Here is a 25,220-nt window from a genome sequence, read left to right as displayed (position 1 = left end):
CCGAATGCAGCAACGTGAGCAGCCTCCGCAGCAAACTCGTCCGCGCCGCACTCGGCGCACTGGCCGGACTGCTGGCCGCGTTCACGGCTCTGGCCGTGGCCGAGCTGGTGGCCGGATTGGTGCGGCCCGCGGCGGGGCCGGTGACGGTGGTGGGCGGCGCGGTGATCGACCGGACGCCTGCCGCGGTGAAGGACTTCGCGATCCGCACGTTCGGGGAGAACGACAAAATCGTTCTCCAGCTGGGGATCCTCGCGATCCTCGCCCTCATCGCCATCGGCCTTGGCATCCTCGCCCTGTCGCACCGACGCGCCGGTGCCGCGGGGGTGTTGCTGTTCGGGATCGTCGGCGCCGCCGCCGCTCTCAGCCGTCCCGACTCCACCGGCACCGGTGACGTACTGCCCTCGATCGCCGGAGCGCTGGCGGGAGCTGTGGCTCTGTACGTGCTGGCGACCAAAGCCTCTCCCGTTCACGCCCCGGACGGGCAGCCAGGCACTGGGGGGTGGAGCAGGCGAGGGTTCCTCGCCGCTGCCGGTGTGACCGCCGTCGCCGCTACCTCGGCAGGTGCGCTGGGCCGGTACTTCACCGGCCGGCAAGGCCAGGGCGCGGTCGCCTCCCGGGAAGGCCTGGTGCTTCCCAAGCCGGCCTCCCCGGCCCGCGCGGTCCCGGCCGGTGTTCAGCTGAAGGTGCCCGGCATCACCGCCTTCACCACTCCCAACGCCGACTTCTACCGGGTCGACACCGCCCTGACGGTGCCCAAGGTCGACGCCGGGACCTGGCGGCTGCGGATCCACGGCAAGGGGGTCACCCGGCCCCGCACCTACACCCTCGACCAGCTCTTGGCGCGCCCCCTCGTCGAACGTGACATCACCCTGACCTGCGTCTCGAACGAGGTCGGCGGCCCCTACATCGGCAACGCCCGCTGGCTCGGTGTCCCTCTCGCCGACCTTCTGGAGGAGGCCGGCGTGATCCCTCCGTCGCGGGGAGGGAAAGCCGATCAGCTGGTGGCGCGCTCCGTGGACGGCATGACTCTCGGTTCCCCGGTGGAGGACGTGATGGACGGCCGCGACGCGATGCTCGCGGTCGGTATGAACGGCGATCCGCTCCCCTTCGACCACGGCTTCCCCGTCCGCATGCTCGTCCCCGGCCTGTACGGCTACGTCTCGGCCTGCAAGTGGATCGAGGACATCGAACTCACCACCTTCGACGCCTACGACCCGTACTGGGTCAAGCGGAAGTGGGCCCGCAAGGCGCCGATCAAGACCCAGGCCCGCATCGACACCCCCAAACCCTTCGCCCGCCCCACGGCCGGAACGGTCACCGTCGCCGGCGTCGCCTGGGCCCAGCACCGCGGCATCACCCGCGTCCAGATCCGCGTCGACGACGGGCCCTGGCAGGACGCCGACCTCGCCGCACAGGCAGGCGTCGACACCTGGCGCCAGTGGTCCTACCGCTGGAACGCCACCCCCGGCGGACACAACCTCACCGTCCGCGCCACCGACGGCACCGGCCAGGTCCAGACCGAACAGCGCACCCGGACCATCCCCGACGGAGCGAGCGGCTGGCACAGCGTCTTCGTCACCGTCCCCTAGACCACCCGGACGCCTCAAGGCACTCACCGGGCAGCACGACCAACCCCCTCGATACCCAGAGAAAGTCCCAAGGAGTAACTGGTCATGAACAGCATGAAGATCCGCCGTACCGCGATCGCCGTCGTCGCCGCAGCCGCGCTGCCTTTCTCCCTGGCCGCGTGCTCCGACTCCGGCAGCGACACCAAGGCCGCCCCCAGCGCGGGTGCCGAGGACGCCGCGAAGACGACGGAGGCGAGCACCCCCTCCGAGGCGCCGATGACCGACGACCAGCCCTTCGGCCCCGCCTGTGCCGGGGTGCCGAAGGAGGGCGCGGGCTCCTTCGACGGCATGGCCAAGGACCCCGTGGCCACCGCCGCGTCGAACAACCCGGCCCTGTCCACCCTCGTGACCGCGGTCAAGCAGGCCGGACTCGTCGACACCCTCAACAACGCCGAGAACATCACGGTCTTCGCCCCGACGAACGACGCCTTCGCGAAGATCCCGAAGGCCGACCTCGACAAGGTCCTCGCCGACAAGGCCACCCTCACCAAGATCCTCACTTACCACGTCGTCGGCCAGAAGCTGACGCCGAAGCAGCTGGAGAACGGCTCCTTCGAGACCCTCCAGAAGGGCATGATCACCACCGCAGGCTCCGGCGAGTCCTACAAGGTCAACGACACCGCCAACGTGGTCTGCGGCAACGTGAAGACCGCCAACGCCAACGTCTACATCATCGACACCGTCCTCATGCCCAAGTAGGCCAGCGCGCACGGTCCGCAAGCAACGGTGGCCCCGCACTCGCCCCCCATCGGGAGGATGCGGGGCCACCGGCATGATCTCTGGACCGGCAGCCGGACCACGAGCCTGGGCTCGGCAGGGTGCGGCGCCCAGGCCGGCTGCGGTCGGGGTCTACTTCTGGTTGATGGGCAGGGCCAGGTCAGTGACCTGGTACCTGGCCGGGAAGGCTCCCTTGCTGGTGGCCTTGCCGGTCAGGACGTCGACGGCGTAGAGGCGGTAGGAGCCACCGTTGCCGATGGCGGCGAAGCCGTGGTTCGTGCCGGCGGCCGGGTTGTAGTAGACGTCGAATCCGGCGTCCAGGGCGGCGTCCACGCCGAGGTTGCCGGTGGGGGCCAGGGTGCCGGCGTTGGCCGGGGACTGCAGGGAGATGCGGTCGGCCATCGTGTCCAGGTCGAACAGTGTCGTCGCGGTCGCCGCGTTCAGATCGTTGTTGGTGTAGGCGGCTCCGGTCACTCCCATGGCGGTCGACGGCGGCATGGTCGGGTTCGTCAGGGTTCCGTCAACGGTGGTCGTCAGCGGGGCGGCCGCGTCGTCGATGTTGTGCCGCAGGTTCTGGCCGGTGTTGGAGATGACCCGCAGCCTGTTGGCGGCGGGGTTGAAGTCCACGCCGAATGCGGCGCCGGCCAGGGCCACGGTCAGCTGCGAAACCTTCATGGCCTTGGCGTTGGTGGTGTTCAGGGTGTAGATGCCGCCCTTGTCGCCGACGCCGTAGAGCTTCTCGTTCTGGACGCGGAAGTCGATCCCGACGAGCTTGGTGTCCCCGGACAGCCCCGAGACCTTGCCCAGCGACCAGGTCTTGGAGGGCCTGTGGACGTCGAACTCGACCAGGCGCTGGTCGCCGGTCAGGCCGATGGCGTGCAGGGCCTTGTGGTCGTGGGCGGGCGGCGTCTTCGAGGCCGTGTCGGACACCGCCAGCGCGGGCGCTGCGCACAGGGCGGCCAGGACGACTGCGGAAGCCGCGGTCACGGTCCGGTTGCGCATGATCACTCCTTCATCGGAGCCTGGGCCCAGGTGGCTCAGGTCTCGCGGTGAATTCGCCGCCGGCGCCGCCGGGGATGGGCGCCGGGGCGGACGCCACCCGCACGGCCCAAGGGCATTGCCTGGGGCTGCGCCATCCGGGTGAGACCAGCCGCGCGCCGGTCCGCCGACGGGAGGATGCGACGCTGACGGTGGTGACGGTGTGGTCGTGGCTGGAGACGAGACATGGCGGCCCACGGACTGTGCGGGACTTGAGATCTGCTCCCATGGGAGCGAGGTGCGCGGGCTGCGGCTGCTGGGCTGGCAGGAGGCCCTGCCCCGCTCTCTTGCAGCCGTCCTGGACACCCGGCCCGCGCAGGCCGCGCGCCGGCCCGAGGGAACGAAGAGTCCGGCCGCCACAGACACTGTCCGGTCCTGGATGTGCGAGGACCGGTTCCTGGGCACAACGCTGCCGACGGGCCGATGACAGCAAACGGCCCGCGTGCTCAGCGGCTGCCACGACGGACAAGCGCCTTCGTTCCTTCGCCCTATGGACCCAGAGGTCATCTATGCAGCAACGACAGCTGAACGGACACTCACCACCAACGCTGCACTGTTGCAACTGAGTTGCAACAAGCGGTTGTTGGCTCATTCGGGCTAAGAGCGGCACTGCGTGTCGCGCCCGCCTTGAAGCCGGGACAAGAAATCCTCTGACCTGCACAATTGTCGCTCCTCGCGGACCCGGGCACGTCGGCGGCGGGCGGCGGGCAGGCGCGCGGCGATGTCCGGGCGTGGTTTCCTTCGCCCTGCGCAGCCCTGCGCGATGGTGTGTCCGGACCTGGTCAGTCCCGTTGCCTTTCCTGACCATGCCCGGGTAGTGCGAACTCCCCCGTTCGCCGCGGTGCCGACCGCCACCCGACAAGCCCCCTAGCGACACCGACGCCCGCCCTATCAGGCCGGGCTTGGTACGCACCTTGCTGGGAAGGAAGCACCTCTTCGTGAAGGCAACCTCCACGGCGTCCGGCCGGCGCCGGATGCTGGACCACTCCCTGCTCGTCCTCGGCTCCGGCGCCCTCGCGACCGCCATGGCCGTCCTCACCCTCGGCCCCGGCGTCAGCTCCGCCTCCAGCCACCGCGAGGCCCCGCTGATCGCCGGCGACCCGCGCGCCGACAACACCGACGTGTACGCGTTCACCAGCCCCGACAAGTCCGACACCGTGACCCTGGTGGCGAACTGGATCCCCTTCGAGGAGCCCAACGGCGGGCCGAACTTCTACGCCTTCGGCGAGGACCTCCGCTACAACATCAAGATCGACAACACGGGTGACGGCAACGCCGACGTCACCTACACCTGGCGGTTCAAGAACCAGATCCGCGACGACGCTAACCAGTTCCTCTACAACACCGGCCAGGTGACCACCCTGGACGACCCGGACCTGAACTTCCGGCAGGTCTACGACCTCACCGAGACCCGCGGCAGCAAGACCAGGGTCCTGCTCGCCAACGTGCCCGCCGCAGCCTCCCGCGTCGGGCCGGCCTCGATGCCGAACTACGCCTCCCTGCGCGCCCAGGCCGTGCGGAGTCTGCCAGGAGGCGGGAAGGCGTTCGCCGGACAGGCCGAGGACCCGTTCTTCGCCGACCTGCGGGTCTTCGACCTCCTCTACGGCGGGAACCTGTCCGAGCGTGGGCAGGACACGCTGGCCGGCTACAACGTCAACTCCGTCGCCCTGCAGATCCCCAAGAAGTACCTGGCGCTGAACTACACCCCGTCGCGCAATCCGGTCGTGGGCATCTGGTCGACCACCGACCGCAAGGGCGTGCAGGTCTCCGACTCGCGTACCGGGCACGGCGACAAGTGGAAGCAGGTCTCCCGCCTGGGCAACCCGCTGGTCAACGAGGTCGTTGTCCCGCTGAAGTACAAGGACGCCTTCAACACCCTCAACCCCGACCAGGACCGCACCGTCCAGCCGGTCGTCGACAAGGTTCTCGACCCGATCCTGCCCAAGCTGATCCAGCAGGTCTACGGCGTCCCTGCCCCGCCCGCCCCGCGCAACGACCTCGCCGAGATCTACCTCACCGGCATCTGCAAGGCGTGCGGGCCGATCCAGGCCGACCTCAACGCCCACCGCCTCAACCGCGACGCCAACCTCCGCCGCATCGTGCCCGCCGAGGAACTGCGTCTGAACATGGCCGTACCCCCGGCCTCGAACCCGAACCGGTATGGCGTCCTCGCCGGCGACCTCGCCGGGTTCCCCAACGGACGCCGTCTGACCGATGACGTCATCGACATCTCCCTGCAGGCCGTCGAAGGCGCCGCCCAGACCGGACAGCTCATCCCCGCCCTTGCCGACGGCGACAAGGTGAACGCCAACGAGGTCCCCTTCGGCACCTCGTTCCCCTACCTGGCCCTGCCCCACACCAAGTCCGTCAACAGCGGACCCTCCGGCATGGCCATGAGCAAGGAGAGGTCGGCGGCCTCCCTCGGCGGCGTGGGAGCCGTCCTGCTCGCGGCGGCCGGATGGCGGATGCGCCGCCGCAACCGCGCCTGATGTGACGCCACCGCACCATCAAGGCTCCCGGGGCCGGACCACGCCCGGTCTGGCCCCGGGAGCGCGTCACTCACGCAGGAAAGACACTTTCAGATGACCCCTGACCCGCCCGCGCGCGGCCGACGCCGACTGACGAAAGTCGCCGTCACCCTCGTCCTGGGAACCGCGATGTTCGCCGCCGGAGCCGTACTCATCCAACCCGCCATCCCTGGCACACCTCCTTTCCCCGCCTCCGCACCTACCGGCACAGCCGCCCGGCCCGCGGCCCCGGCCGCGGCGCTCACCGCTCGCCTGGAGCGCCTGCCGGGCGACTGGAACACCTGGACGGCCCTCGGGATGACCCGCATCGAGCAGGGCCGCACTACCGCTGACCCCGCCCTTTATGCCGCGGCCGAGAAGGCCCTGCGCCGCTCTCTTTCCGTGCAGCCTGGCGGCAACAGTGGCGCCGAAACCGGCATGGCCGCGCTCGCCGCCGCCCGCCACGAGTTCACCGCCGCCCGCACCTGGGCCGAGAAGGCCATCACCAGCGACCCCTACAACCCGGCCGCGTACGGGGTCCTGGCCGACGCCCATACCCAGCTCGGCCACTACCGCGACGCCGAGCGGACCGTGCAGAAGATGAACGACCTGCGCCCCGACGCAGCCTCCCTGGCTCGCGCCTCCTACGTCTTCGAGCTGCGCGGCAGCACCGGGCGGGCGGCGGAACTGATGCGGCGTTCCCTGACCGCGGCCACCACCGACAGTGAGCGCGCTTTCGCCCACGCCTGCCTGTCCGGCCTCGCACTCGAGGACGGCGACGCGCGCCAGGCGCTCAGCGAAGCCGAACGAGGACTGCGAAAAGCACCGGCCGACCCCGCGCTCCTCGATGCCCGAGCACGCGCCCGCGCCGCCCTCGGTCAGACGAAACAGGCACGCGCCGACTGGCAGCACGCGACGGACATCGCACCCCTGCCGCACCTCCTGCTCGCCCTCGGCGAGACGCATCAGGCTCTCGGACACGACGAACAGGCCGAAGCCTCATACGCCCTGCTCAGGGCACAGGAAACCTTGCGTACCTCCGCCGGCGGCTCGCCGGACACCGACGCCATCCTCTTCGAAGCCGACCACGGCAGCCCCGTGCGCGCCGTGGCGATGGCCGAGCAGGCCCTGCGTACAAGGCCGTTCGTCGCCGTCCACGACGCCTACGCGTGGGCCCTGCACCGCGCCGGACGCAGCCAGGAGGCCCTCGCACACGCCGACCAGGCCCTCGCGCTTGGCACCCGCAACGCCCTGTGGCACTACCACCGGGCCGCGATCCACCACGCCCTGGGCAACAACCAGGCCGCCACCGCCGATCTACGGTCGGCACTCGGTCAGGCTCCCGCACTCAACCCGCTGCACGCCGCCCAGGCGCGTGCCCTGTCCAAGCGAATCGGCACCCAACCATGACCCCAGCCCACCGCACCGCCGCCACAGCCGCCGCCCTGCTCACCGCCGCCTGCAGCCTGACCACCCCCGCCGCAGCAGCCACGCCGGCCCACCCCCTGGGCAACTTCACCGTCAACTACCACACCGGCCTCGTCCTGCACCCAGACCGCATCGACGCCACCGTCATCGTCGACCGCGCCGAAATCGCCGCCCTCCAAGAACGCCCCCGCATCGACACCGACCACAACAACACCCTCACCAAAGCTGAAAGCACCCGGTACGCCCGCACCACCTGCACGGCACTGGCCGGCCAGCTCACCCTGGGCACTCCCGCAGGCCCCGCCCGATGGAACTCCAGGGCCGCGCAGCTCACCTGGGAACCCGGCGAAGCAGGACTCAAGAGCAGCCGACTCACCTGCGCCTACACCGCTCCCACCCCACTGGAGCGCGGCGGCGTCATCAACGTCGAGACTCACTACGACACCACCCGCATCGGATGGCGGGAGATCACCGCCAAGGGCATCGGACTGCGCATCACCGGAACCGATCTCCCCGCCACCTCACCCACACAAGAGCTGCGCCGCTACCCGCCGGACCCGCTTGCCGCACCACTGGACCAGCGCACCGCCGAACTGCACACCACCCCCGCCGACGGCACCACCGACACCCCCGCACCTGCAGCCGGCCCCACGGGAACAACCGCCGGCCGGATCGCGAACTGGTTCGACGCCCTCGTCTCCCGACACGAACTCACCCTCCCCGTCGGCCTCCTCGCCCTCCTCCTCGCCATCGTCCTGGGGGCCTCCCACGCCCTCCTGCCCGGCCACGGCAAGTCGATCATGGCTGCCTACCTCGCTGGACGCCGCGGAACCCGGCGCGACGCCGTCACCGTCGGCGCGACCGTCACCCTCACCCACACCGCAGGCGTCCTGATCCTCGGCCTCGCCCTCCCCACCGCCACCCACCTCGCAGGCGAAACCATCCTGGCCTGGCTCGGCCTGACCAGCGGACTCATCGTCACCGCCATCGGCCTATGGCTTCTGACCCGAGCCCTCCGCCACAAGCCCACCCACAGCCACCACCATCACTCCCACGGACACAGCCACCACCATCATCACCAGCACAGCCACCCTCACGAGCACGGACACGAACACGGGGGAAGCCACCATCCGGCTCCTTCCACGGCGACCCATACAGGCGCGCCTGAATCCGCTGCTGCCACCACGCGCACCCTCACCGCTCCAGCCCAGGCCCCTGCCTCGCGCAGAACGCACGAGCATGCGCCGTCCGAGCACACACACGCTTCTCGTCCTGCCGGGAAAGCAGGCCTGATCGGCATGGGCATCGCCGGGGGACTCGTGCCCAGCCCCTCCGCCCTCGTCGTCCTCCTCGGAGCCGTCGCGCTCGGCCGCACCGCCTTCGGCATTCTCCTCGTCCTCGCTTACGGCCTCGGGATGGCGGCCACCCTCGCCCTCGCCGGAATGCTCCTCCTCCACGTCAAACATCGCATCAAGAAGGCTGGCGACCGCCCCCGGCTGCGCTGGTTCGTAGGTACCGCCTCACGCATCGGACCGGTGGCCACCTCCGCCCTGGTCGTCGTCGTGGGGCTCGGGCTGGCCGTACGAGCTCTGGCCCCCTGAGGCCGTCCCTGTTCCGCCGCGCTCCACGCACTGCAGAGGAGACCCGTACGCCCCGGCGGCGACGCTCGCACCTGTCACCGACTGCACCTCGTGTGGCGGGGAGCGGCTCAGCGCCTGTCGCTATACGGCGGCCAGCTCAGGGCCTGGAGCGGCAGCCTGAGCGCGTGATCTGAGAGAGATCGTGAATGCGATCCCCTATGTCGACCGCAGCCGGATCCCGCGCCGCTCTGGAGAGGTCGGTCCTGGGATTGATACGTCGTCTCCTTGGGCGCTTGGTCCCTCGGGGCACCGTGTGATGCCGGCCGGTTCAACGATTTCGATGTAACGCGTTGTGGCCCGACATCCACATGACCCCCGCCGAAGGCGTCCGCGCCCACCTGGACCTCCAGGGCGGCACGCCGGGCGGCGTGCTGCTCCCCATCCACTGGGGCACCTTCAACCTGGCCCCGCACCCGTGGGCGGAACCGGGGGAGTGGACCCGCGACGCGGCGCGGGAAGCCGGGCAGGCGGTGGCCCTTCCCCGCCCCGGCCAGCCGTTCGAGCCCGCGGGGAAGGTGCCCGCGGATCCCTGGTGGCGCGCCGTCTCCCAGCCCCTGGCCCGCCCATGGCGCCGCCCGGAGCCCCCGGAGCCGCGCGGCGAGGCCCCCCGGCGCGACCTGGACCTGGCGGGCGACCGCTGACGACGCGCGGGGAGCGCTAGCGCGCGGTACCGACGGCCGTCCGGTCCTGGGCGGCGGCGCTGTCGAAGATCACGTGGGTGTCCGGGGAGGCGTGGGAGAGGGTGAGGAGGCCGATCGCGCAGACGGCGGCGACGATGAGGAGGACCAGGGCCGCGACGACGCAGCGGCGGCGGTACTCGCGGCGGCGCCAGCGGGCCTGCTCCTTGCGGTAGGTGGCCGTCGAGCCGTCGGGGACCGTCGCGGCGAGGCCGCTGAGGGCGCTGCGCAGGAGGGCCTCGGTGTCCGTGTTCACGTGGCGGTTCCCTCCATGAGGCTCGTCAGCTTCGCCATGCCCCTCGCCGTGTGCGACTTCACCGCCCCGACGGAGATCCGCATGGTCTCGGCGATCTCGGTCTCCTTGAGGTCGAGCCAGTACTTCAGGACCAGGACCTGGCGCTGTCGTGACGACAGGGTACGTAAGGCCGCGACGAGCGCGCGCTGGTCGTGGTCGAGGAGCACCTGCTGTTCGGCGGAGCGGACCAGGTCCTCTATTACCGCCTGCTCGAGGAGGCGGCCGCCGCCGGCGTCACCACCCTGCACTACGGCCTCGGCAGCGAGCGGGCCAAACGCTCCCGGGGCTGCGCGGTCACGGAGCAGCGCTGCCACGTGCTCCGGCTGAGGACCTCCTGACGTGACGTCCACCGCCGTGAAGGACGCGCGCGGCCGCGCCCCGGTGCTCCCGCGCGGGCCGGGTGTCTTCTGGTTCGGGCTGACGGAACTCGTCAAGGCCCTGGGCACCGGCTTCTTCTACCCCTTCTCCCTGCTGTTCTTCACCGAGCTGTCCGGGCAGTCGCTGCGCTCGGTCGGCCTGGTGCTGACCGTCACGGCGCTCGCGGTCCTGCCGGGGCTCTTCGCGGTCGGCCGGCTGGTGGACCGCCTCGGGCCGAAGCCCGTGCTCGTCGCGGCGGCCGTGCTGCGGGTCGCCTGCTTCGCGGGCGTCACCGCCTTCCGGGGCCTCGTCCCGCTCGTCGTGTGCACGCTGCTGCTCGCCCTCGGCAACCGCGCCGAGCAGGCGGCGAGCCCGCTGCTCGCGATCCGGCTGGCCCCGGAGGGGCAGCGCGGGCAGTGGCTCGCGCTGACCCGGGTCGCCTTCAACGCGGGGGTCGGCGCCGGGGCCCTCCTGGCCGCCGTGTTCGTCGTGGACACGGCGTCGGGGTTCGTGGTCCTCGGGGTCGTCAACGCCGTCGGATTCGCCCTCACCGCCCTGCTGTACCTCCGCGTGCCGCCGGGGCGGCCCTCCGAGGCGGCGCCGCGCCCGGGCCCGGCCGGCGGCGACGGCGTCCGCGCCGCGCCCTGGCGCGACCTGCCGTTCCTGCGGGCGGCGGGCGCCAACGCCGTGCTCCTGACCGCCGCCCTCGCGGTGGAGAGCGCCCTTCCCGTGTTCGTCCTGCGCGAGCTGCGGATGCCGTCGTGGACCGTGGGCGTGCTCTTCGCGGTCAACACCCTGCTGCTCACCGTGCTCCAGCTGCCCCTGAGCCGGTTCCTCGAACGGTTCCGGCCCGGACTCGTCCTCGCGGCCGGCGGACTGGCGTACGGGGCGCTGTACGCGGCCGCCCTGCTGGCCGGGAGCCTGTCGCACGGGACACGGATCGGGCTGCTGGTCGCGGGCATGGCCCTCTACACCCTCGGAGAGCTGGCCGTCTCCCAGGGCGCCATGCTGCTCCTGACGAGCCTGCCGCCCCAGCGGGCGCAGGGCTCCTACCTCGCGTTCAACCAGTTCTTCGCGGGCGGCGCCACGGCCCTCGCCCCGCTGCTCGTGGCCACCCTCCTCGCGAGCTTCCCGCTGACCCTGTGGTGGGTCCTGGCCGCCGGAAGCGTCCTCGCGGCGCTGCTCGCCCTGACGGTCCTCCACGCGGGAGCACCCGCCGGGCGCCCTTCCTCCTCGCACGACTGACCGAACCCGGGCCGCCGAGCATGCTCCGTTTCCCGGCCGGTGGGGTAGATACCGGGCAGGGGAACGACACACCGTGCGGCAAGGGGGAGACCGTGGGGGAAGCGGTGCTCATCTTCGTAGGAATCATGCTTGTTTGCGTGTTCCTCGGAACCGTCTTCGACTCGTCCGGCTCGTCGTCGAGCAAGGACAAGGACAAGGACAAGGACGGCGGGGCCGGCGGCAGCGGGAGCGGCTGCGGGGGCTGCGGAGGAGGCTGCGGGGGCTGCGGCGGGTGAGCGACGCGCGGGGGCCCACCACGCCGCCGCTCAGCCGTCCGGGAGGCTGCGGGGGCCCGCGCAGTGGGCCCCCGTCTCCTCCACCCGGCGGCGCAGCTCCCGGTCGGCCGTGATCACCAGACACGGCCGGCCCCGGGCCCCGCGGGCCAGCTCGGCGATCAGGTCGTCGCCGCTGCCCGGCGCGTCCTCCACCCGCACACCCGGCACGGACCCGACGCCGCGGGCCCGGCCCTCGACCACCAGCACGATCTCGTACGGCCCCGGGAACGGCCCGTCGGCGGGCCCGCCGTGCGCGGCCAGCCGGTCCCGCAGGCGCTCCGCGGCGCCCCGCCGGTCGCGCCACCAGCCGTCCGGCACGGAGCCCACGACGTTGGCCCCGTCCACGACGAGCAGCGGACGGCGGGAGGGCTCGGCTTCGGCGTTCATGCGCCCAGGATGACAGCCACATCCCACCCCCAAGCGCTCACGCTCCGTGACGGAGGGGGGTCGGGGAGGCGGTCCGGGACCCCTCCGGGGGATTCCGCTCGGCGGTGCACCGGGCGCGTTTCCGCAGAGAGGAGAGGTCAATTGGCCTCTCCGCCCTCTTTCGTACGGTTCCGCTCCTCGACAACTCCTGGGCCAAACAGGCGACTTTCAGCCAATCGATATCGGCCGTCGATCGAGAGGTCGGTAGCAGATTCCCCAGGTCTACGGGCAAGTTTGCCAACTACACACCACACACGAACGGTTGACGACTACAGTGTGTGGTCGCTGATCATCGGTAGGCTCATCGCACCTGCCGTCCCCGACCGCAGCCTCCCCCGCACCACCCCCCAACCCCCCAGCCCACGAGTACCCGCAAGCACCCCTCAGTACGCCGATTTCCCGGGCACGTACCAAGGACATCCATGTCACAACTTCGCGCACCCGCCCCGCGGTCCGACCGCCGCGAGGGCGGGCGGCACGGCCGTTCGGGCGCCCGCACCACGACCACCGGCGCCAGCCAGACCAGGCCCGCGACGGCCGCCCCCGTCGAAGTCCGCATACGCCCCCAGCTGTTGCGCACCTCGGTCCTGCCCGCCGTCGCCGTCGCCCTCGGCGGCGCCGCCGCCGTGCTCTTCACCCTCCGCTCCACCGGCACCGCCCCGACGCCCGGCCTGTGGGCCGCGCTCACCGGCGCCGCCGCCCTCACCGTCGCCTCGGTGACGGCCGCCGCACTCGGCGCCGACCGCGCCGCCCGGGCCGTCCTGGACCGGGTCGGCGCGCTGCGCCGCGACGCCACCCAGACGCAGGGCGAACTCCGTACGGTCGTCGAACAGTTGCGCCGCGGCGAGGACCTGGCCCCCCGGCCCGCCCTCCCCGACACCACCCACGGCGACGAGTTCGACCGGCTCGGCGCCGAGCTCGCCCGCTCCCACGAGGCGGCCGTCGCCGCCGTCGTCCAGGCCTCCCGCCTCTCCTCCAGCGTCGGCAACGAGCAGAAGGTCGAGGTCTTCGTGAACCTCGCCCGACGGCTCCAGTCCCTCGTCCACCGCGAGATCCAGCTCCTCGACGAGCTGGAGAACGAGGTCGAGGACCCCGACCTGCTCAAGGGCCTCTTCCAGGTCGACCACCTGGCCACCCGCATCCGCCGCCACGCCGAGAACCTCGCCGTCCTCGGCGGCGCGATCTCCCGCCGCCAGTGGTCCAACCCGGTCACCATGACCGAGGTGCTCCGCTCCTCCATCGCCGAGGTCGAGCAGTACCCCCGCGTCAAGCTCGTCCCGCCGATCGACGGCACCCTGCGCGGCCACGCCGTCGCCGACGTCATCCACCTCCTCGCCGAACTCGTCGAGAACGCCACGGTCTTCTCCGCGCCGCACACCACCGTGCTGCTGCGCGCCCAGTACGTCACCGCCGGCCTCGCCATCGAGGTGGAGGACCGCGGCCTCGGCATGCCGGTCGTCGAGCAGAACAAGATGAACGCCCTGCTCGCCGACCCCGACCAGGTCAACGTCGCCCACCTCCTCCAGGACGGCCGCATCGGCCTGTTCGTGGTCTCCGCGCTGGCCCGGCGCCACGGCATCGCCGTCCGCCTCCAGTCGAACATCTACGGCGGGATCCAGGCCGTCCTCGTCCTCCCGCAGGGCATCCTCGGCGCCGACCCCGAGGGCCTCGCCCAGCACGAGCGCCAGACCGCCGCGGTCACCGGCGCCACCCCGCAGCAGCACCCGCAGCACCCGCAGCAGCCCCAGCAGCCGCAGCAGCCCCAGATCCCGGCACAGGCCCCGCAGGCCCCCGCCCCGCAGCCCCTGCACGCGCAGCACGTCGAGCCGCCGCGGCCCCGGGGCGACGCCCCGACCACGCAGCTCGCGCCGGTCACGGCCGCCGACCCCGCCCCCGTACCCACGGAGGCCCCGGCGCCGGAGCCGTACGCCTACCGGCCGCCCGCCCCGGCGGCGCCGCCCGCCCCGGAACGTCCCTACACCCCGGCGGGCTTCGGCTCCGTGCCGCCGGCGGCACGGCCCGAGGCGCCCGGCCGGCCCGACCTGCCCAAGCGGCGCGCCCAGGAGCACCTCGTCCCCCAGCTGCGCGACGAGCCGCAGGCCCGTCCCGCCGAGGAGCACGCCCTGCACGACCCCGGCCTGATGGCCGCCTTCCAGCGTGGGATCGGCCTCGCCGAATCCCAGCCCACCCCCCAGGAGTCGCTGCGTCACGGCGACGCGCACAAGGAGTAGACACACAATGGCGAGCAATGTGCCGAACGGCCATTCCTCGGATCTCGACTGGCTGCTGAGCGGTCTGGTCCAGCGGGTCCCGTACACCCGCAGCGCGGTCCTGCTCTCCTCCGACGGCCTGGTGAAATCCGTCCACGGGCTCGACCTCGACGCCGCCGACCACATGGCGGCCCTCGCCTCCGGGCTCTACTCGCTCGGCCGCAGCGCCGGCGTCCGGTTCGGCGACGGCGGCGAGGTCCGCCAGGTCGTCGTGGAGCTCGACTCGACCCTGCTCTTCGTCTCCACCGCCGGCTCCGGCACCTGCCTGGCCGTCCTCGCCGGGCGCGAGGCCGACGCCGCCGTCCTCGGCTACGAGATGGCGATGCTGGTCAAGAGCGTGCGCCCGTACCTGATGACGCCCGCCCGGCAGGCGGCCGCAGCGGCGGGTGGCGCCGGTCAGTGAACGCCTCACTCCCGCAGGAAGGGCCCTGGCTCGACGACGCGGCCGGCCGGCTGATCCGCCCCTACACCGTCAGCGGCGGACGGACCCGGCCCACCACCTCGCTCGACCTGCTCTCCCTGGTGATGGCGACCGGCTCCGGCCCCCTGCCCCACATGGGCCCCGAGCACGGCCTGGCCCTCGGGCTGTGCGGCGGGCCCACCTCGGTGGCCGAGATCGCGGCGCACTTAAGGCTGCCGGCGGCCGTCACCAAGGTCCTCCTCTCCGACCTCGTGGACTGTGGCGCCCTCACCGCGCGGGCCCCCCGCTTCCACGCCAACCCATCCGACCGTTCCTTGCTGGAGGCAGTGCTCGATGGCCTACGACAGCGGCTCTGAACGCCATGACGGTCTCGCGGCCGATCCCTTCCCCACCGCGCTGAAGATCCTGGTGGCGGGCGGTTTCGGCGTGGGAAAGACGACCTTCGTCGGAGCGGTGAGCGAGATCGAACCGCTCAGCACGGAGGAGCTGCTGACCTCGGTCAGCGCCGCCACCGACAGCCTGGAGGGCGTGGAGAACAAGACCACGACCACCGTGGCCATGGACTTCGGCCGGATCACCCTCGACGACCGCAACGTCCTCTACCTCTTCGGCACCCCGGGCCAGGAGCGGTTCTGGTTCATGTGGGACGAGCTGTCCGAGGGCGCGCTCGGCGCGGTCGTCCTCGCCGACACCCGCCGCCTCCAGGAGTGCTTCTCGGCGATCGACTTCTTCGAGCGCCGGGGCATCTCCTTCGTGGTGGCGGTCAACGAGTTCGACGGCGCCTTCCGCTACGACCGGGACGAGATCCGGCAGGCCCTCGACCTCGACGCCCTGGTGCCGATCGTCCTCTGCGACGCCCGGATCTCCAGCTCCGCCATCAGCACGCTGCTGACCCTCGTCCAGCACCTCCTCAACTCGACACCGGCCAGCGAGCCGAGCTTCGGAGTCACGCCATGACCTACGACCCGACCGGTCACCTCCTCCTGACCCCCATCGACAAGGAGGCCCCGGACCGGGTCCGGCGGCTGCGCGAACTGGGCCTGGGGGAGCGCCCGGACCCGGCCTTCGACGAGTTCGCGCAGCGGCTCGCCGAGATCACCGGCGCCCCGTTCTCGATGGTCAACTTCATCGACGAGAACCGGCAGTTCTTCGCCGGGCTGCACACCCCGGGCGGCTCCCACTCGGGCAGCGACCTGGGCGCGGCGGCGGCCGGCACCGGCGGCGTCGGCCGCTTCATGGCCCGCGACCACGGGTACTGCCCGCACGTCGTGGTCCGGCGCAAGGCACTCGTCCTGGAGGACGTCTGCGACTACCCGCGCTTCGCGGGCAACCCGGTCGTCGACGAGATCGGCATCCGGTCCTACATGGGCGCGCCGCTGATCGACCGGACCGGCGTGGCGCTCGGCACGATCTGCGTGGTCGACACCGACGTCCGGCCCTGGGGCCGTTCCGGCCTGGAGACCATCAAGCAGATGGCGGCGGAGCTCGTCGAGCAGATCCACCGTCGCGAGGACGGCCGGTTCTGACCCGCGTCCGCGCGTGGGCGAGGGCCCGTACGGCACACCGCCGTACGGGCCCTCGCGTTTCTCCGGTGTCTCAGACGGGAGCGGGCTCCGGTTCCGGGGTGCGGACCAGGTCGGAGAGCCGCTCCGACCAGCTGCCCTTGTCCTGGCCGAGGGCGACCTCGCCGAGCCGCAGGAGCTGGATGTCCGAGGTGCCGGCCGGCGCGAAGATGTGGTGCGCGTCGCGGAGGTAGCGCTCGATGGAGCGGTCGGTGAAGAGGCCGGCGGCGGCGTGGATCTCCATGGCGTTGCGGCCGGAGTCGATGGCCGATTCGACGTTCACCAGCTTGGCGTTCATCAGCTCGGTGTCGCAGGAGAGACCCTGGTCGAGCAGGTGCACCGCGTGGTACGCGGCGAGCCGGGCGGTCATCAGGCGGGACTGCATCTGACCCAGCTTGAGCTTCACCGTGGGCAGCGCGGACAGCGGCTCGCCGTAGCGGATCCGCTCGCTGGCGAAGCGGGTGGTCTCCTCCAGGATCGCGGTGTGGATGCCGAGGGAGACGGCGGTGAGGTTGGCCCGGCCGTAGAGCACGCTGGAGGAGTACGCGACGGCGAGGCCGTCGCCCTCGTCGCCCAGCCGGTTGGCGGCCGGGACCCGGCAGTCCTCGAAGATGAGCTCGCCGAAGCTGAAGCCGTGCAGGCCCATGGCCGGCTGCTGCGGGCCGAGCCGGAAGCCCGGGCGGTCGGACTCGACGAGGAAGGCGGTGAGCCCCTTCGACCCGGGTCCGGTTCTGACCACGACGCCGTGCAGATCGCCGACGTGGCTGTTTCCGACGTAGATCTTGCTGCCGTTGATGATGTAGTCGTCGCCGTCGCGGACGGCGCTCGCCTCCATGCCGAGGACGTGGCCGCCGGAGTCCGGCTCGGTGACCGCGATGGTCGGCAGGCACTCGCCCGAGGCGACCTTCGGCAGCCAGGTCTTGCGCTGGGCGTCGGAGCCGAAGTGGACGATCTTCGCGGTGCCCAGCTGGGAGGCCTGCACCATGGCGCCCATGGCTCCGCTGACCCGGGACAGCTCCTCGATGATGATCGTCTTGGCGAGGTGGCCCGCGCCCATGCCGCCGTACTCCGGGCTGATCGTCGCGCCCAGCCAGCCCTGGGCGGCGATGAGCCGGGACAGCTCGTGGTGGACCGTGCGGGAGGCCTCCATCTCGGCTATGCGGGGGCGCACCTCCCGCTCGGCGAAGTCGCGCACGGTCTCGCGCAGCCGATGATGGAGCCGGCTGCTGAAGTAGCTGTCCATACGAGTACCTCCCTGCGAAACGCCTGTCCGGCGGGGTCCGGACAGGTGGTGCATCGGCGGTGGTCCCGTCCCGAACAGGCCGACCCGTTCATGGTGTTGATCTTTCAGGGGTGGATCAATATCGCCCCCGTATTTGTCCGAAACCTGTGCTGTTGACGATCACTTCCGACTGTGTTGCGGGTGATCTGGAGCCCTGGCGTCCGCCCAGGGCTCCCATGGAGGGGCGAATTCTTGCCACGTTCCGGAGGCACGTGCCGCCGCCCGACGTCGCGCCCCGGAGTGACCCCCGTAAAGCGGTTCGTGACCATCGGGGGAAGTGCGGTATGGTTCTCTTGCACGACGGGCCAGGGGAAACCCCAGGTCAGACGGGTAACGGGACGTGGCGCAGCTTGGTAGCGCACTTGACTGGGGGTCAAGGGGTCGCAGGTTCAAATCCTGTCGTCCCGACTCGAGAGAGTCGTTGGCCGAGGGGCCGTTTCAGAGTCATCTGAAACGGCCCCTTCGGCGTTTCCGGGGACCGGTTCGGCGAGTGAGGTGGGCATCCCGTGCGGATGCGCCCCGGAGCCCGATGCGGTCGGCACCGAGGGCGATTACCGCGTAGCCCGTGAGCCCGTGAGCCCGTGCGTCGGCGGTCGGCTGCGCCAGGATATCGGCCTCATGGAAGAAATTGAAGAGATCATGCAAAAGATGCACGTGATCTGAGGTGAGGGTGGGGGCGTGCGACGCGACCCCACCGATCGAGGTGCACCCCCGGGCGCGGCGCCCCCCGGCCCGACCTGGCGGACCTGGCGTATCGGGTCTGCGAGGAGCGCAGGCGGCGGGCACTTGTCGAGCAATTACGAAACTGGCGCGATATCTTGCGTTCACTTGTTGCGGGTGGTTGAGTGTGCCGCGCCCCACAACGCAGTCGCCGACCTCGGTGGGGCGACCTCCACGTTCTTGCCCGAAGGGGACCACTCGATGAGAAGTGCCAGGCTCCGCCGTGCCCGCCGCGCCAGCGCGGTCACCCTCGTCTCCGCGATGACACTGACCGCTCTCGCCGCTTGCGGCACGAGCAGCAGCAGCGACAACGGCACCGACGGTGCTTCGCAGCCGACCGGCTCGTCCGACGCCTCCGCCCCGCTCGATCCGAAGACGAAGGTCACGCTCACGATCGACTGCATGCCGCCGGCGGCGAAGGCGGCCGAGCTGAAGGAGTGGAAGGAGGACGTCGCCGAGTTCAACAAGACGTATCCGAACGTGACCATCGAGGGCCGGTCCACGCCGGGTCAGTGCCTGGAGCCCCCGCGCTTCACCGCGATGCTGAAGGCGAAGTCGCAGCCCGACGTCTTCTACACGTACTTCACCGACCTGCCCCAGGTCCTCTCGGAGAACGGCGCCGCCGACATCTCCGCGTACGTCAACGACAAGACGGTCCCGGCACTCAAGGACATCGACCCCGACGTCCTCGGCTCCCTCAAGCAGGACGGCAAGCTCTACGGCCTCCCCACCAGCAACTACACGATGGGCCTGCTGATCAACCGCAAGCTCTTCAAGGACGCCGGCCTGGACCCGGACGCCCCGCCGCGCACCTGGGACGAGGTCCGGGCCGCGGCGAAGAAGATCGCCGCGCTCGGTGACGGGGTCGCCGGCTTCGGCGAGTACTCCGCCGCCAACACCGGCGGCTGGCACTTCACCGCCCAGCTGTACAGCCTCGGCGGGGACGTCGTCGACGCGAGCGGCACCAAGGCGGCCTTCAACGACGAGCTCGGCAAGCAGGTCGTGAGGAACCTCCACGCCATGCGCTGGGAGGACGACAGCATGGGCAAGACCCAGCTGCTCAAGTGGGGCGACCTCCAGAAGCAGATCGCCACCGACAAGCTCGGCATGTTCCTCGCCGCCCCCGACGACATCGCCTACATGGTCCAGCAGCTCGGCGCGACGTACGAGAACTTCGGCATGGGCCCGATACCGGGCGGCAGGAACACACTCGCCGGCGGCAACAACTACATGGTCAAGCAGGGCATCTCGTCCGACAAGATCAAGGCCGCCGTCGCCTGGCTCAACTTCAAGAACCTCACCGTCGGCAAGGGCCAGTTCGACTGGGCCCGCACCAAGGCCGACAAGCTCCCGGTCGGCATCCCCCAGCCGAACTTCTGGCTGAACGAGTCCAAGACCAAGGACGACGCGGCCCGCGTGGAGCACGCCACCATGCCGGTCGCGAACTTCAAGACCTTCATGGACAACCCCGTCCCGGGCAAGGCCGAGCCGCCGAAGGCCCAGGAGATCTACAAGATCCTCGACAACGTGATGTCGGGCGTCCTGACGAACGAGGCCGCCGACATCGACAAGCTGCTGTCGACCGCGGAGACGCAGGTCAACCAGGTCCTGGCCAACCAGTGACGGCACCGGGCGGGGCGGACGTGACGCCCGTCCGCCCCGCCCGGCCTCCCACCCCGCCAGTGGACACGGCAGTCCCGTACCAAGGAGCACGCATGTCGGCCCCCAGCCTGACCCCGAGCAAGACGGGGCGTCCCCGCCACCCCGAGCGGCGCCCAGAGGGGCCCGCGGCCCCCGGCGGCGCCTTCGCCAAGAGCCTGCGGCGCAATCTGACGGCCCACGGTTTCCTCATCGGTGCCGTCGTCTGTTTCGCCCTGTTCTCCTGGTACCCGATGGTCAGGGAGTTCCTCCTGGCCTTCCAGAAGACCGAGAGCGGCGAGTCCGTCTGGGTCGGCCTGGACAACTTCCGCACCGTCTTCGACGATCCGGCCTTCTGGCAGGCCTGGGGCAACACCCTCTGGTACACCGCCCTCGCCCTCGTGCTCGGCTTCCTGGTCCCCTTCGCCCTGGCGATCACGATCAACGAGTTCCGGCACGGCAAGGGGTACCTGCGGCTCCTCGTCTACCTGCCCGTGATGCTGCCGCCGGTCGCCGCCGTCCTCCTCTTCCAGTACCTGTACGACCCCGGATACGGCCTCCTCAACGAGCTGCTCGGCTTCCTCCACCTGCCCGGGCAACAGTGGCTCCAGGACGCCGACATCGCGATGTTCTCCCTCGTCATCGCCTCGACGTGGATGAACATGGGCGGCGCCACCCTGATCTACCTCGCCGCGCTGCAGGGCATCCCCGGCGAGCTGTACGAGGCGGCCGAGCTCGACGGCGCCGGCCTCCTCCGCAAGATCTGGCACGTGACGATCCCGCAGACGCGCCTGATCCTCTCGCTGATGCTGCTGATGCAGATCATCGCGACCATGCAGGTGTTCGTCGAGCCGTTCCTGCTCACGGGCGGCGCCGGCCCGGAGGGGTCCACGACCACGGTCGTCTACCTCATCTACCAGTACGCGTTCAACTTCAACAACTACGGCGCCGCGGCGGCCCTCGGCCTGCTCCTGCTCGTACTGCTCGCCGGGTTCTCGGCCGCGTACGTCAAGCTCAGCCGCGCCGAGGAAGAGTAGGACCGGGAGACCAGCATGTCCACACGTACGCTCATCTCACCGGCCGTGCTCGCCAAGCGCCGCGGCAAGCGCCTGTACTGGAGCGCCTTCGCCCTGGTCACCGGCGGCTTCACCCTGGTGTTCCTCGGCCCGTTGTACTGGCTGATCTCCAGCGGGTTCAAGGACACCCAGGAGGTCGTCCGGACACCGCCGACGCTGGTGCCGGAGAGCTTCACCCCGGAGAACTACAGCCGGGCCTGGGAGGTCATGGACCTCTCCTCCCTCCTCCTCAACACCTTCTACTACGCCTTCGGCGCGCTCGCCTTCCAGCTGATCCTCGACGTGGCGGCGGCGTACTCGCTCTCCAAGCTGCGCCCGGTGCTCGGCAAGGCGATCCTCGGCATGATGCTCGCCACCCTGATGATCCCGGCGACCGTCCTCGTCGTCCCGCAGTACCTCACGGTCCTCGACGTGCCGATCGTCGAGCGGAACCTGCTGAACTCCCCGTGGGCGATCTGGCTGCCGTCCGTCACCAACGCGTTCAACATCTTCCTGCTGAAGCGGTTCTTCGACTCGATCCCCAAGGAACTGCTCGACGCCGCGTCCATGGACGGCGCGAGCCCGATGAGGATCCTCCGGTCGATCGTCCTGCCGATCTCCCGCCCGATCCTCGGCGTGGTGTCGATCTTCGCGGTCGTCGGGGTCTGGAAGGACTTCCTGTGGCCGATGCTGACCCTGCCCGATCCGGCGAAGCAGACCCTCAACGTGGGCATCTACTCGCTCTCCAACGGGGTCCCGGTCAACGTCCTCATCGCCGCCCTCACCATCGCCTCCCTCCCCACGCTGATCGTCTTCCTGATCTTCCAGCGCAACATCATGGGCGGTCTCACCGCCGGCAGCCTCAAGGGCTGACGAGCTCCCCGCCCCGCCCCGAGCCTCCGCCGCCGTCCCGGGCCCATCCCGTCCCGCACTCCGGGACGGCGGCGGAGCACCCCTCCCTGCCTTCCTGCCCGAAAGGACCGTTCCGTGGCAGCCCCCATCCCGACCCGCACCGCCGACTGGTGGCGCGACGCCGTCATCTACCAGGTGTACCCGCGCAGCTTCGCCGACGGCGACGGCGACGGCACCGGTGACCTCGCGGGCGTCCGGGCGAGACTGCCCCACCTCGCCGGACTCGGAGTCGACGCCGTCTGGTTCACCCCCTGGTACGCCTCCCCGATGGTCGACGGCGGCTACGACGTCGCCGACTACCGGGCCATCGACCCCTCCTTCGGCACCCTCGCCGAGGCCGAGAAGCTCATCGCCGAGGCCGCCGCACTCGGCCTGCGCGTCATCGTCGACATCGTCCCCAACCACGTCTCCGACCGGCACGCCTGGTTCCGCGAGGCCCTCGCCGCCGGCCCCGGCAGCCCCGAACGCGCCCGCTTCCACTTCCGGCCCGGCCGCGGCGAGAACGGCGAACTCCCGCCCAACGACTGGCCGTCCCAGTTCTCCGGCTCCACCTGGACCCGGGTCCCCGACGGCGAGTGGTACCTCCACCTCTTCACCCCCGAACAGCCCGACCTCAACTGGGCCCACCCGGACGTCCGCCGGGAACACGAGGAGGTCCTCCGCTTCTGGTTCGAACGCGGCGTCGCCGGCGTCCGCATCGACTCCGCCGCGCTCCTCACCAAGGAACCCGGGCTCCGCGACTTCACCGAGGGCGTCGACCCCCACCCGTACATCGACCTCGACGAGATCCACGACGTCTACCGCTCCTGGCGGGCGATAGCCGACGAGTACGGCGGCGTCTTCGTCGGCGAGGTCTGGCTCCCCGACGCCGAGCGCTTCGCCCGCTACCTCCGCCCCGACGAACTCCACACCGCCTTCAACTTCAACTTCCTCGCCTGCCCCTGGGAGCCGGACCGGCTGCGCCGCACCATCGACTCCACCCTCGCCGAACACGCCCCCGTCCAGGCCCCCGCCACCTGGGTGCTGTGCAACCACGACGTCACCCGCACCGCCACCCGCTACGGCCGCGCCGACACCGCCTTCGACTTCGCCGCCAAACGCTTCGGCACCCCCGCCGACCTGGAGCTCGGCACCCGCCGCGCCCGCGCCGCCGCCCTGCTCACCCTCGCCCTGCCCGGCTCCGTCTACCTCTACCAGGGCGAGGAACTGGGCCTCCCCGAGGCCGACATCCCGCTCGACCGCATCCAGGACCCCATGCACTTCCGCTCCGGCGGCACCGACCCCGGCCGCGACGGCTGCCGCGTCCCCCTTCCCTGGGAGGCCGAGGCGCCCTCGTACGGCTTCGGCAACGGTACGGACCCCTGGCTGCCGCAGCCCGCCGACTGGGCCCGCTACGCCGTCGACCGGCAGAGCGCCGACCCCGACTCGATGCTCACCCTCTACCGCGCCGCCCTCGCCCTGCGCCGCACCGAACCCGGCTTCGGCGACGGCACCCTCAGCTGGCTGCCGGCCCCCGACGGCGTCCTCGCCTTCACCCGCGACTCCGGCCTGACGTGCGTCGTCAACCTCTCCGCCGGCCCGGTGGACCTCCCCGCCCACCAGACCCGGCTGCTCGCCAGCGGCCCGCTGGACCCGGCCGGCACCCTCCCCCCGGACACGGCCGTCTGGCTGCGCGCCTGAACCCCGGGGCCGCTTCGGCGGCGCCGACGGTCGGGGATGCGTCGAGCGCGCAAATCGGCTTGCTGAAAAGGCCCGGTGAACGCAATCGACTTGCATAAATTGCGCTAGAGTTGCGTTCATGACGCGACGACTTGCTCAGGTGGCGAAGAAGGTGGGGGTCAGCGAGGCCACGGTGAGCCGTGTCCTCAACGGCAAGCCCGGGGTCTCCGAGGCGACCCGGCAGTCCGTGCTGACGGCGCTCGACGTGCTCGGCTACGAGCGGCCGACCCAGCTGCGCGGCGAGCGGGCCAGACTCGTCGGCCTCGTCCTCCCGGAGCTCCAGAACCCCATCTTCCCGGCCTTCGCCGAGGTCATCGGCGGTGCGCTCGCCCAGCAGGGGCTCACCCCGGTCCTCTGCACCCAGACCAAGGGCGGCGTCTCCGAGGCCGACTACGTGGAACTGCTGCTGCAGCAGCAGGTGTCCGGCGTGGTCTTCGCCGGCGGACTGTTCGCCCAGGCGGACGCGCCGCACGAGCACTACTACCGGCTGGCGGAGCGCAACATCCCGGTCGTCCTCGTCAACGCCTCCATAGAAGGGCTCGACTTTCCCTGCGTCGCGTGTGACGACGCCGTCGCGATCGAGCAGGCGTGGCGCCACCTCGCGTCCCTCGGGCACGAGAACATCGGGCTCGTCCTGGGGCCCGAGGACCACGTGCCGTCCCGTCGCAAGCTCGAAGCGGCCCGCGTGGCGGCCGCGGCCGCGGGCCTGACCTGGGACGACGCGTTCTGCGAGCGGTCCGTCTTCTCCCTGGAGGGCGGGCAGGCCGCGGCGACGCGCCTGCTCGGCCGGGGCGTCACCGGCATCGTCTGCGGCAGCGACCCGCTGGCGCTGGGCGCGATCAGGGCCGCCAGGCGGCGCGGCCTCTCCGTGCCCGCGGACGTCTCGGTCGTCGGCTTCGACGACTCCGCCTTCATGACCGTCACCGAACCGCCGCTGTCGACGGTGCGTCAGCCCATCGAGGCGATGGGGCGTGCCGCGGTGGACCTGCTGATCGCCCAGATCCAGGGCACCCAGCACCACCTGGGGGAGCTGCTCTTCGAGCCGGAGCTCGTGGTCCGCGGCTCGACGGCCCCTCCGCCGGCGCGCTGATCCCCGGAGCGCCCGCCCGCTTCTCTCCCCACGGCACGTCCGACAACCGAACAGCAAGGCCCTGACGGCACCGGTATTCCGCACTGAGCGGCGCGATACCGGTGCCGTCGGCGTTTCCACGAGACGTCGGCTGTCTGCAATCGAACGAGACCCGTTGACAAAGACGTCATCCAGTAGAAACCTTGCGGGCTGGCGGCGCAAATGAGCCACAGGGTTACTCAAGAACACGGCCAGCCGCCTTTCGAATCGTGTCGGAGTCATGACGGGTCCCAGAGCGCG

At 71.0% G+C, this 25,220-nt stretch carries 23 protein-coding genes, 1 tRNA gene and 1 pseudogene; 20 read left to right on the top strand and 5 right to left on the bottom strand.

What is annotated here, in order from left to right; all coding sequences use genetic code 11:
- Window positions 1-14: 14 nt before the first annotated feature.
- A complete protein-coding gene (locus AB0E19_RS05275) occupies window positions 15-1,589 on the top strand; it encodes a molybdopterin-dependent oxidoreductase (protein WP_362173528.1) in 1,575 nt (524 codons plus the stop codon).
- A gap of 84 nt (window positions 1,590-1,673) precedes the next feature.
- A complete protein-coding gene (locus AB0E19_RS05270; RefSeq protein WP_190044977.1) occupies window positions 1,674-2,327 on the top strand; it encodes a fasciclin domain-containing protein in 654 nt (217 codons plus the stop codon).
- Window positions 2,328-2,477: 150 nt separating this feature from the next.
- Here the strand turns inward: AB0E19_RS05270 and AB0E19_RS05265 are convergent, their stop codons facing one another.
- Window positions 2,478-3,347 carry a DUF4394 domain-containing protein gene (locus AB0E19_RS05265; protein WP_362173525.1) on the bottom strand — a complete coding sequence of 290 codons (870 nt, stop codon included), beginning with the start codon at window positions 3,345-3,347 and terminating at the stop codon, window positions 2,478-2,480.
- 1,010 nt (window positions 3,348-4,357) lie between these two features.
- Here AB0E19_RS05265 and AB0E19_RS05260 point away from each other — a divergent pair.
- From AB0E19_RS05260 to AB0E19_RS05245, 4 genes and pseudogenes are all read left to right on the top strand, one after another.
- Window positions 4,358-5,872 (top strand): DUF4331 domain-containing protein, encoded by a 1,515-nt coding sequence (locus tag AB0E19_RS05260; RefSeq protein ID WP_362173806.1) that lies wholly within the window; start codon window positions 4,358-4,360, stop codon window positions 5,870-5,872.
- 336 nt (window positions 5,873-6,208) lie between these two features.
- The gene (locus AB0E19_RS05255; protein ID WP_362173522.1) at window positions 6,209-7,300 is read left to right on the top strand and encodes a tetratricopeptide repeat protein; all 1,092 of its coding nucleotides are present in this window, start codon (window positions 6,209-6,211) and stop codon (window positions 7,298-7,300) included.
- Entirely contained in the window at window positions 7,297-8,919 is a 1,623-nt protein-coding gene (locus AB0E19_RS05250) for a nickel transporter (RefSeq protein WP_362173519.1), read from the top strand. Before AB0E19_RS05255 ends, AB0E19_RS05250 begins: the two co-directional genes overlap by 4 nt.
- 332 nt (window positions 8,920-9,251) lie before the next feature.
- Window positions 9,252-9,599: pseudogene (locus AB0E19_RS05245) on the top strand (MBL fold metallo-hydrolase); the annotation flags it as partial.
- Between the two features lie 16 nt (window positions 9,600-9,615).
- Here AB0E19_RS05245 and AB0E19_RS05240 read toward each other — a convergent pair.
- Entirely contained in the window at window positions 9,616-9,891 is a 276-nt protein-coding gene (locus tag AB0E19_RS05240; protein WP_362173516.1) for a hypothetical protein, read from the bottom strand.
- Window positions 9,888-10,097, bottom strand: coding sequence for a sigma-70 family RNA polymerase sigma factor (locus AB0E19_RS05235; protein ID WP_362173513.1), 210 nt, complete (start codon window positions 10,095-10,097; stop codon window positions 9,888-9,890). The genes AB0E19_RS05240 and AB0E19_RS05235 overlap by 4 nt, the downstream gene beginning before the upstream one ends.
- Here AB0E19_RS05235 and AB0E19_RS05230 point away from each other — a divergent pair.
- From AB0E19_RS05230 to AB0E19_RS05220, 3 genes are all read left to right on the top strand, one after another.
- On the top strand, window positions 10,083-10,268 hold the full coding sequence (locus tag AB0E19_RS05230; RefSeq protein ID WP_362173510.1) for a hypothetical protein: 186 nt from the start codon (window positions 10,083-10,085) through the stop codon (window positions 10,266-10,268). The genes AB0E19_RS05235 and AB0E19_RS05230 overlap by 15 nt on opposite strands.
- A gap of 1 nt (window position 10,269) precedes the next feature.
- Window positions 10,270-11,532, top strand: coding sequence for an MFS transporter (locus AB0E19_RS05225; RefSeq protein ID WP_362173507.1), 1,263 nt, complete (start codon window positions 10,270-10,272; stop codon window positions 11,530-11,532).
- Window positions 11,533-11,669: 137 nt separating this feature from the next.
- A complete protein-coding gene (locus AB0E19_RS05220; protein ID WP_362173504.1) occupies window positions 11,670-11,807 on the top strand; it encodes a hypothetical protein in 138 nt (45 codons plus the stop codon).
- Between the two features lie 30 nt (window positions 11,808-11,837).
- Here the strand turns inward: AB0E19_RS05220 and AB0E19_RS05215 are convergent, their stop codons facing one another.
- Entirely contained in the window at window positions 11,838-12,233 is a 396-nt protein-coding gene (locus AB0E19_RS05215) for an NTP pyrophosphohydrolase (RefSeq protein WP_362173501.1), read from the bottom strand.
- 461 nt (window positions 12,234-12,694) lie between these two features.
- On the opposite strand from AB0E19_RS05215, the gene AB0E19_RS05210 reads away from it, so the two are divergent.
- The 5 genes from AB0E19_RS05210 to AB0E19_RS05190 are packed head-to-tail and all read left to right on the top strand — an operon-like array spanning window position 12,695 to window position 16,489.
- A complete protein-coding gene (locus AB0E19_RS05210; protein WP_362173498.1) occupies window positions 12,695-14,503 on the top strand; it encodes an ATP-binding protein in 1,809 nt (602 codons plus the stop codon).
- Window positions 14,504-14,510: 7 nt separating this feature from the next.
- Complete coding sequence (locus AB0E19_RS05205) at window positions 14,511-14,945, top strand: roadblock/LC7 domain-containing protein (protein WP_362173495.1); 435 nt, start codon at window positions 14,511-14,513, stop codon at window positions 14,943-14,945.
- Window positions 14,942-15,319: a DUF742 domain-containing protein gene (locus AB0E19_RS05200; RefSeq protein ID WP_362173492.1), complete on the top strand. Its 378-nt coding sequence runs from the start codon at window positions 14,942-14,944 to the stop codon at window positions 15,317-15,319. The genes AB0E19_RS05205 and AB0E19_RS05200 overlap by 4 nt, the downstream gene beginning before the upstream one ends.
- A complete protein-coding gene (locus AB0E19_RS05195) occupies window positions 15,297-15,920 on the top strand; it encodes an ATP/GTP-binding protein (RefSeq protein WP_360609401.1) in 624 nt (207 codons plus the stop codon). Before AB0E19_RS05200 ends, AB0E19_RS05195 begins: the two co-directional genes overlap by 23 nt.
- Window positions 15,917-16,489, top strand: coding sequence for a GAF domain-containing protein (locus AB0E19_RS05190; protein WP_169089935.1), 573 nt, complete (start codon window positions 15,917-15,919; stop codon window positions 16,487-16,489). The genes AB0E19_RS05195 and AB0E19_RS05190 overlap by 4 nt, the downstream gene beginning before the upstream one ends.
- A 70-nt stretch (window positions 16,490-16,559) precedes the next feature.
- On the opposite strand, the gene AB0E19_RS05185 is transcribed toward AB0E19_RS05190, so the two are convergent.
- Window positions 16,560-17,768 carry an acyl-CoA dehydrogenase family protein gene (locus tag AB0E19_RS05185; protein WP_362173487.1) on the bottom strand — a complete coding sequence of 403 codons (1,209 nt, stop codon included), beginning with the start codon at window positions 17,766-17,768 and terminating at the stop codon, window positions 16,560-16,562.
- 373 nt (window positions 17,769-18,141) lie between these two features.
- Here AB0E19_RS05185 and AB0E19_RS05180 point away from each other — a divergent pair.
- From AB0E19_RS05180 to AB0E19_RS05155, 6 genes are all read left to right on the top strand, one after another.
- A tRNA-Pro gene (locus AB0E19_RS05180) sits at window positions 18,142-18,215 on the top strand.
- A gap of 513 nt (window positions 18,216-18,728) precedes the next feature.
- A complete protein-coding gene (locus AB0E19_RS05175) occupies window positions 18,729-20,150 on the top strand; it encodes an extracellular solute-binding protein (RefSeq protein WP_362173484.1) in 1,422 nt (473 codons plus the stop codon).
- A gap of 92 nt (window positions 20,151-20,242) precedes the next feature.
- Entirely contained in the window at window positions 20,243-21,202 is a 960-nt protein-coding gene (locus AB0E19_RS05170; protein WP_362173481.1) for a sugar ABC transporter permease, read from the top strand.
- A 15-nt stretch (window positions 21,203-21,217) separates the two neighbouring features.
- Window positions 21,218-22,093, top strand: a complete 876-nt coding sequence (locus AB0E19_RS05165) for a carbohydrate ABC transporter permease (protein WP_362173478.1) — start codon at window positions 21,218-21,220, stop codon at window positions 22,091-22,093.
- A gap of 114 nt (window positions 22,094-22,207) precedes the next feature.
- Window positions 22,208-23,812 (top strand): glycoside hydrolase family 13 protein, encoded by a 1,605-nt coding sequence (locus tag AB0E19_RS05160; protein ID WP_362173475.1) that lies wholly within the window; start codon window positions 22,208-22,210, stop codon window positions 23,810-23,812.
- 118 nt (window positions 23,813-23,930) lie between these two features.
- Complete coding sequence (locus AB0E19_RS05155; protein WP_362173472.1) at window positions 23,931-24,941, top strand: LacI family DNA-binding transcriptional regulator; 1,011 nt, start codon at window positions 23,931-23,933, stop codon at window positions 24,939-24,941.
- The last annotated feature ends 279 nt before the right edge of the window (window positions 24,942-25,220 follow it).

The organism is Streptomyces sp. NPDC047974 (assembly GCF_040653375.1).
In the GTDB taxonomy this organism is placed as follows: Bacteria; Actinomycetota; Actinomycetes; order Streptomycetales; family Streptomycetaceae; genus Streptomyces.
The sequence above is the reverse complement of the archived record's forward strand: the minus strand, read 5'-3'. Positions and strand labels throughout refer to the sequence as shown.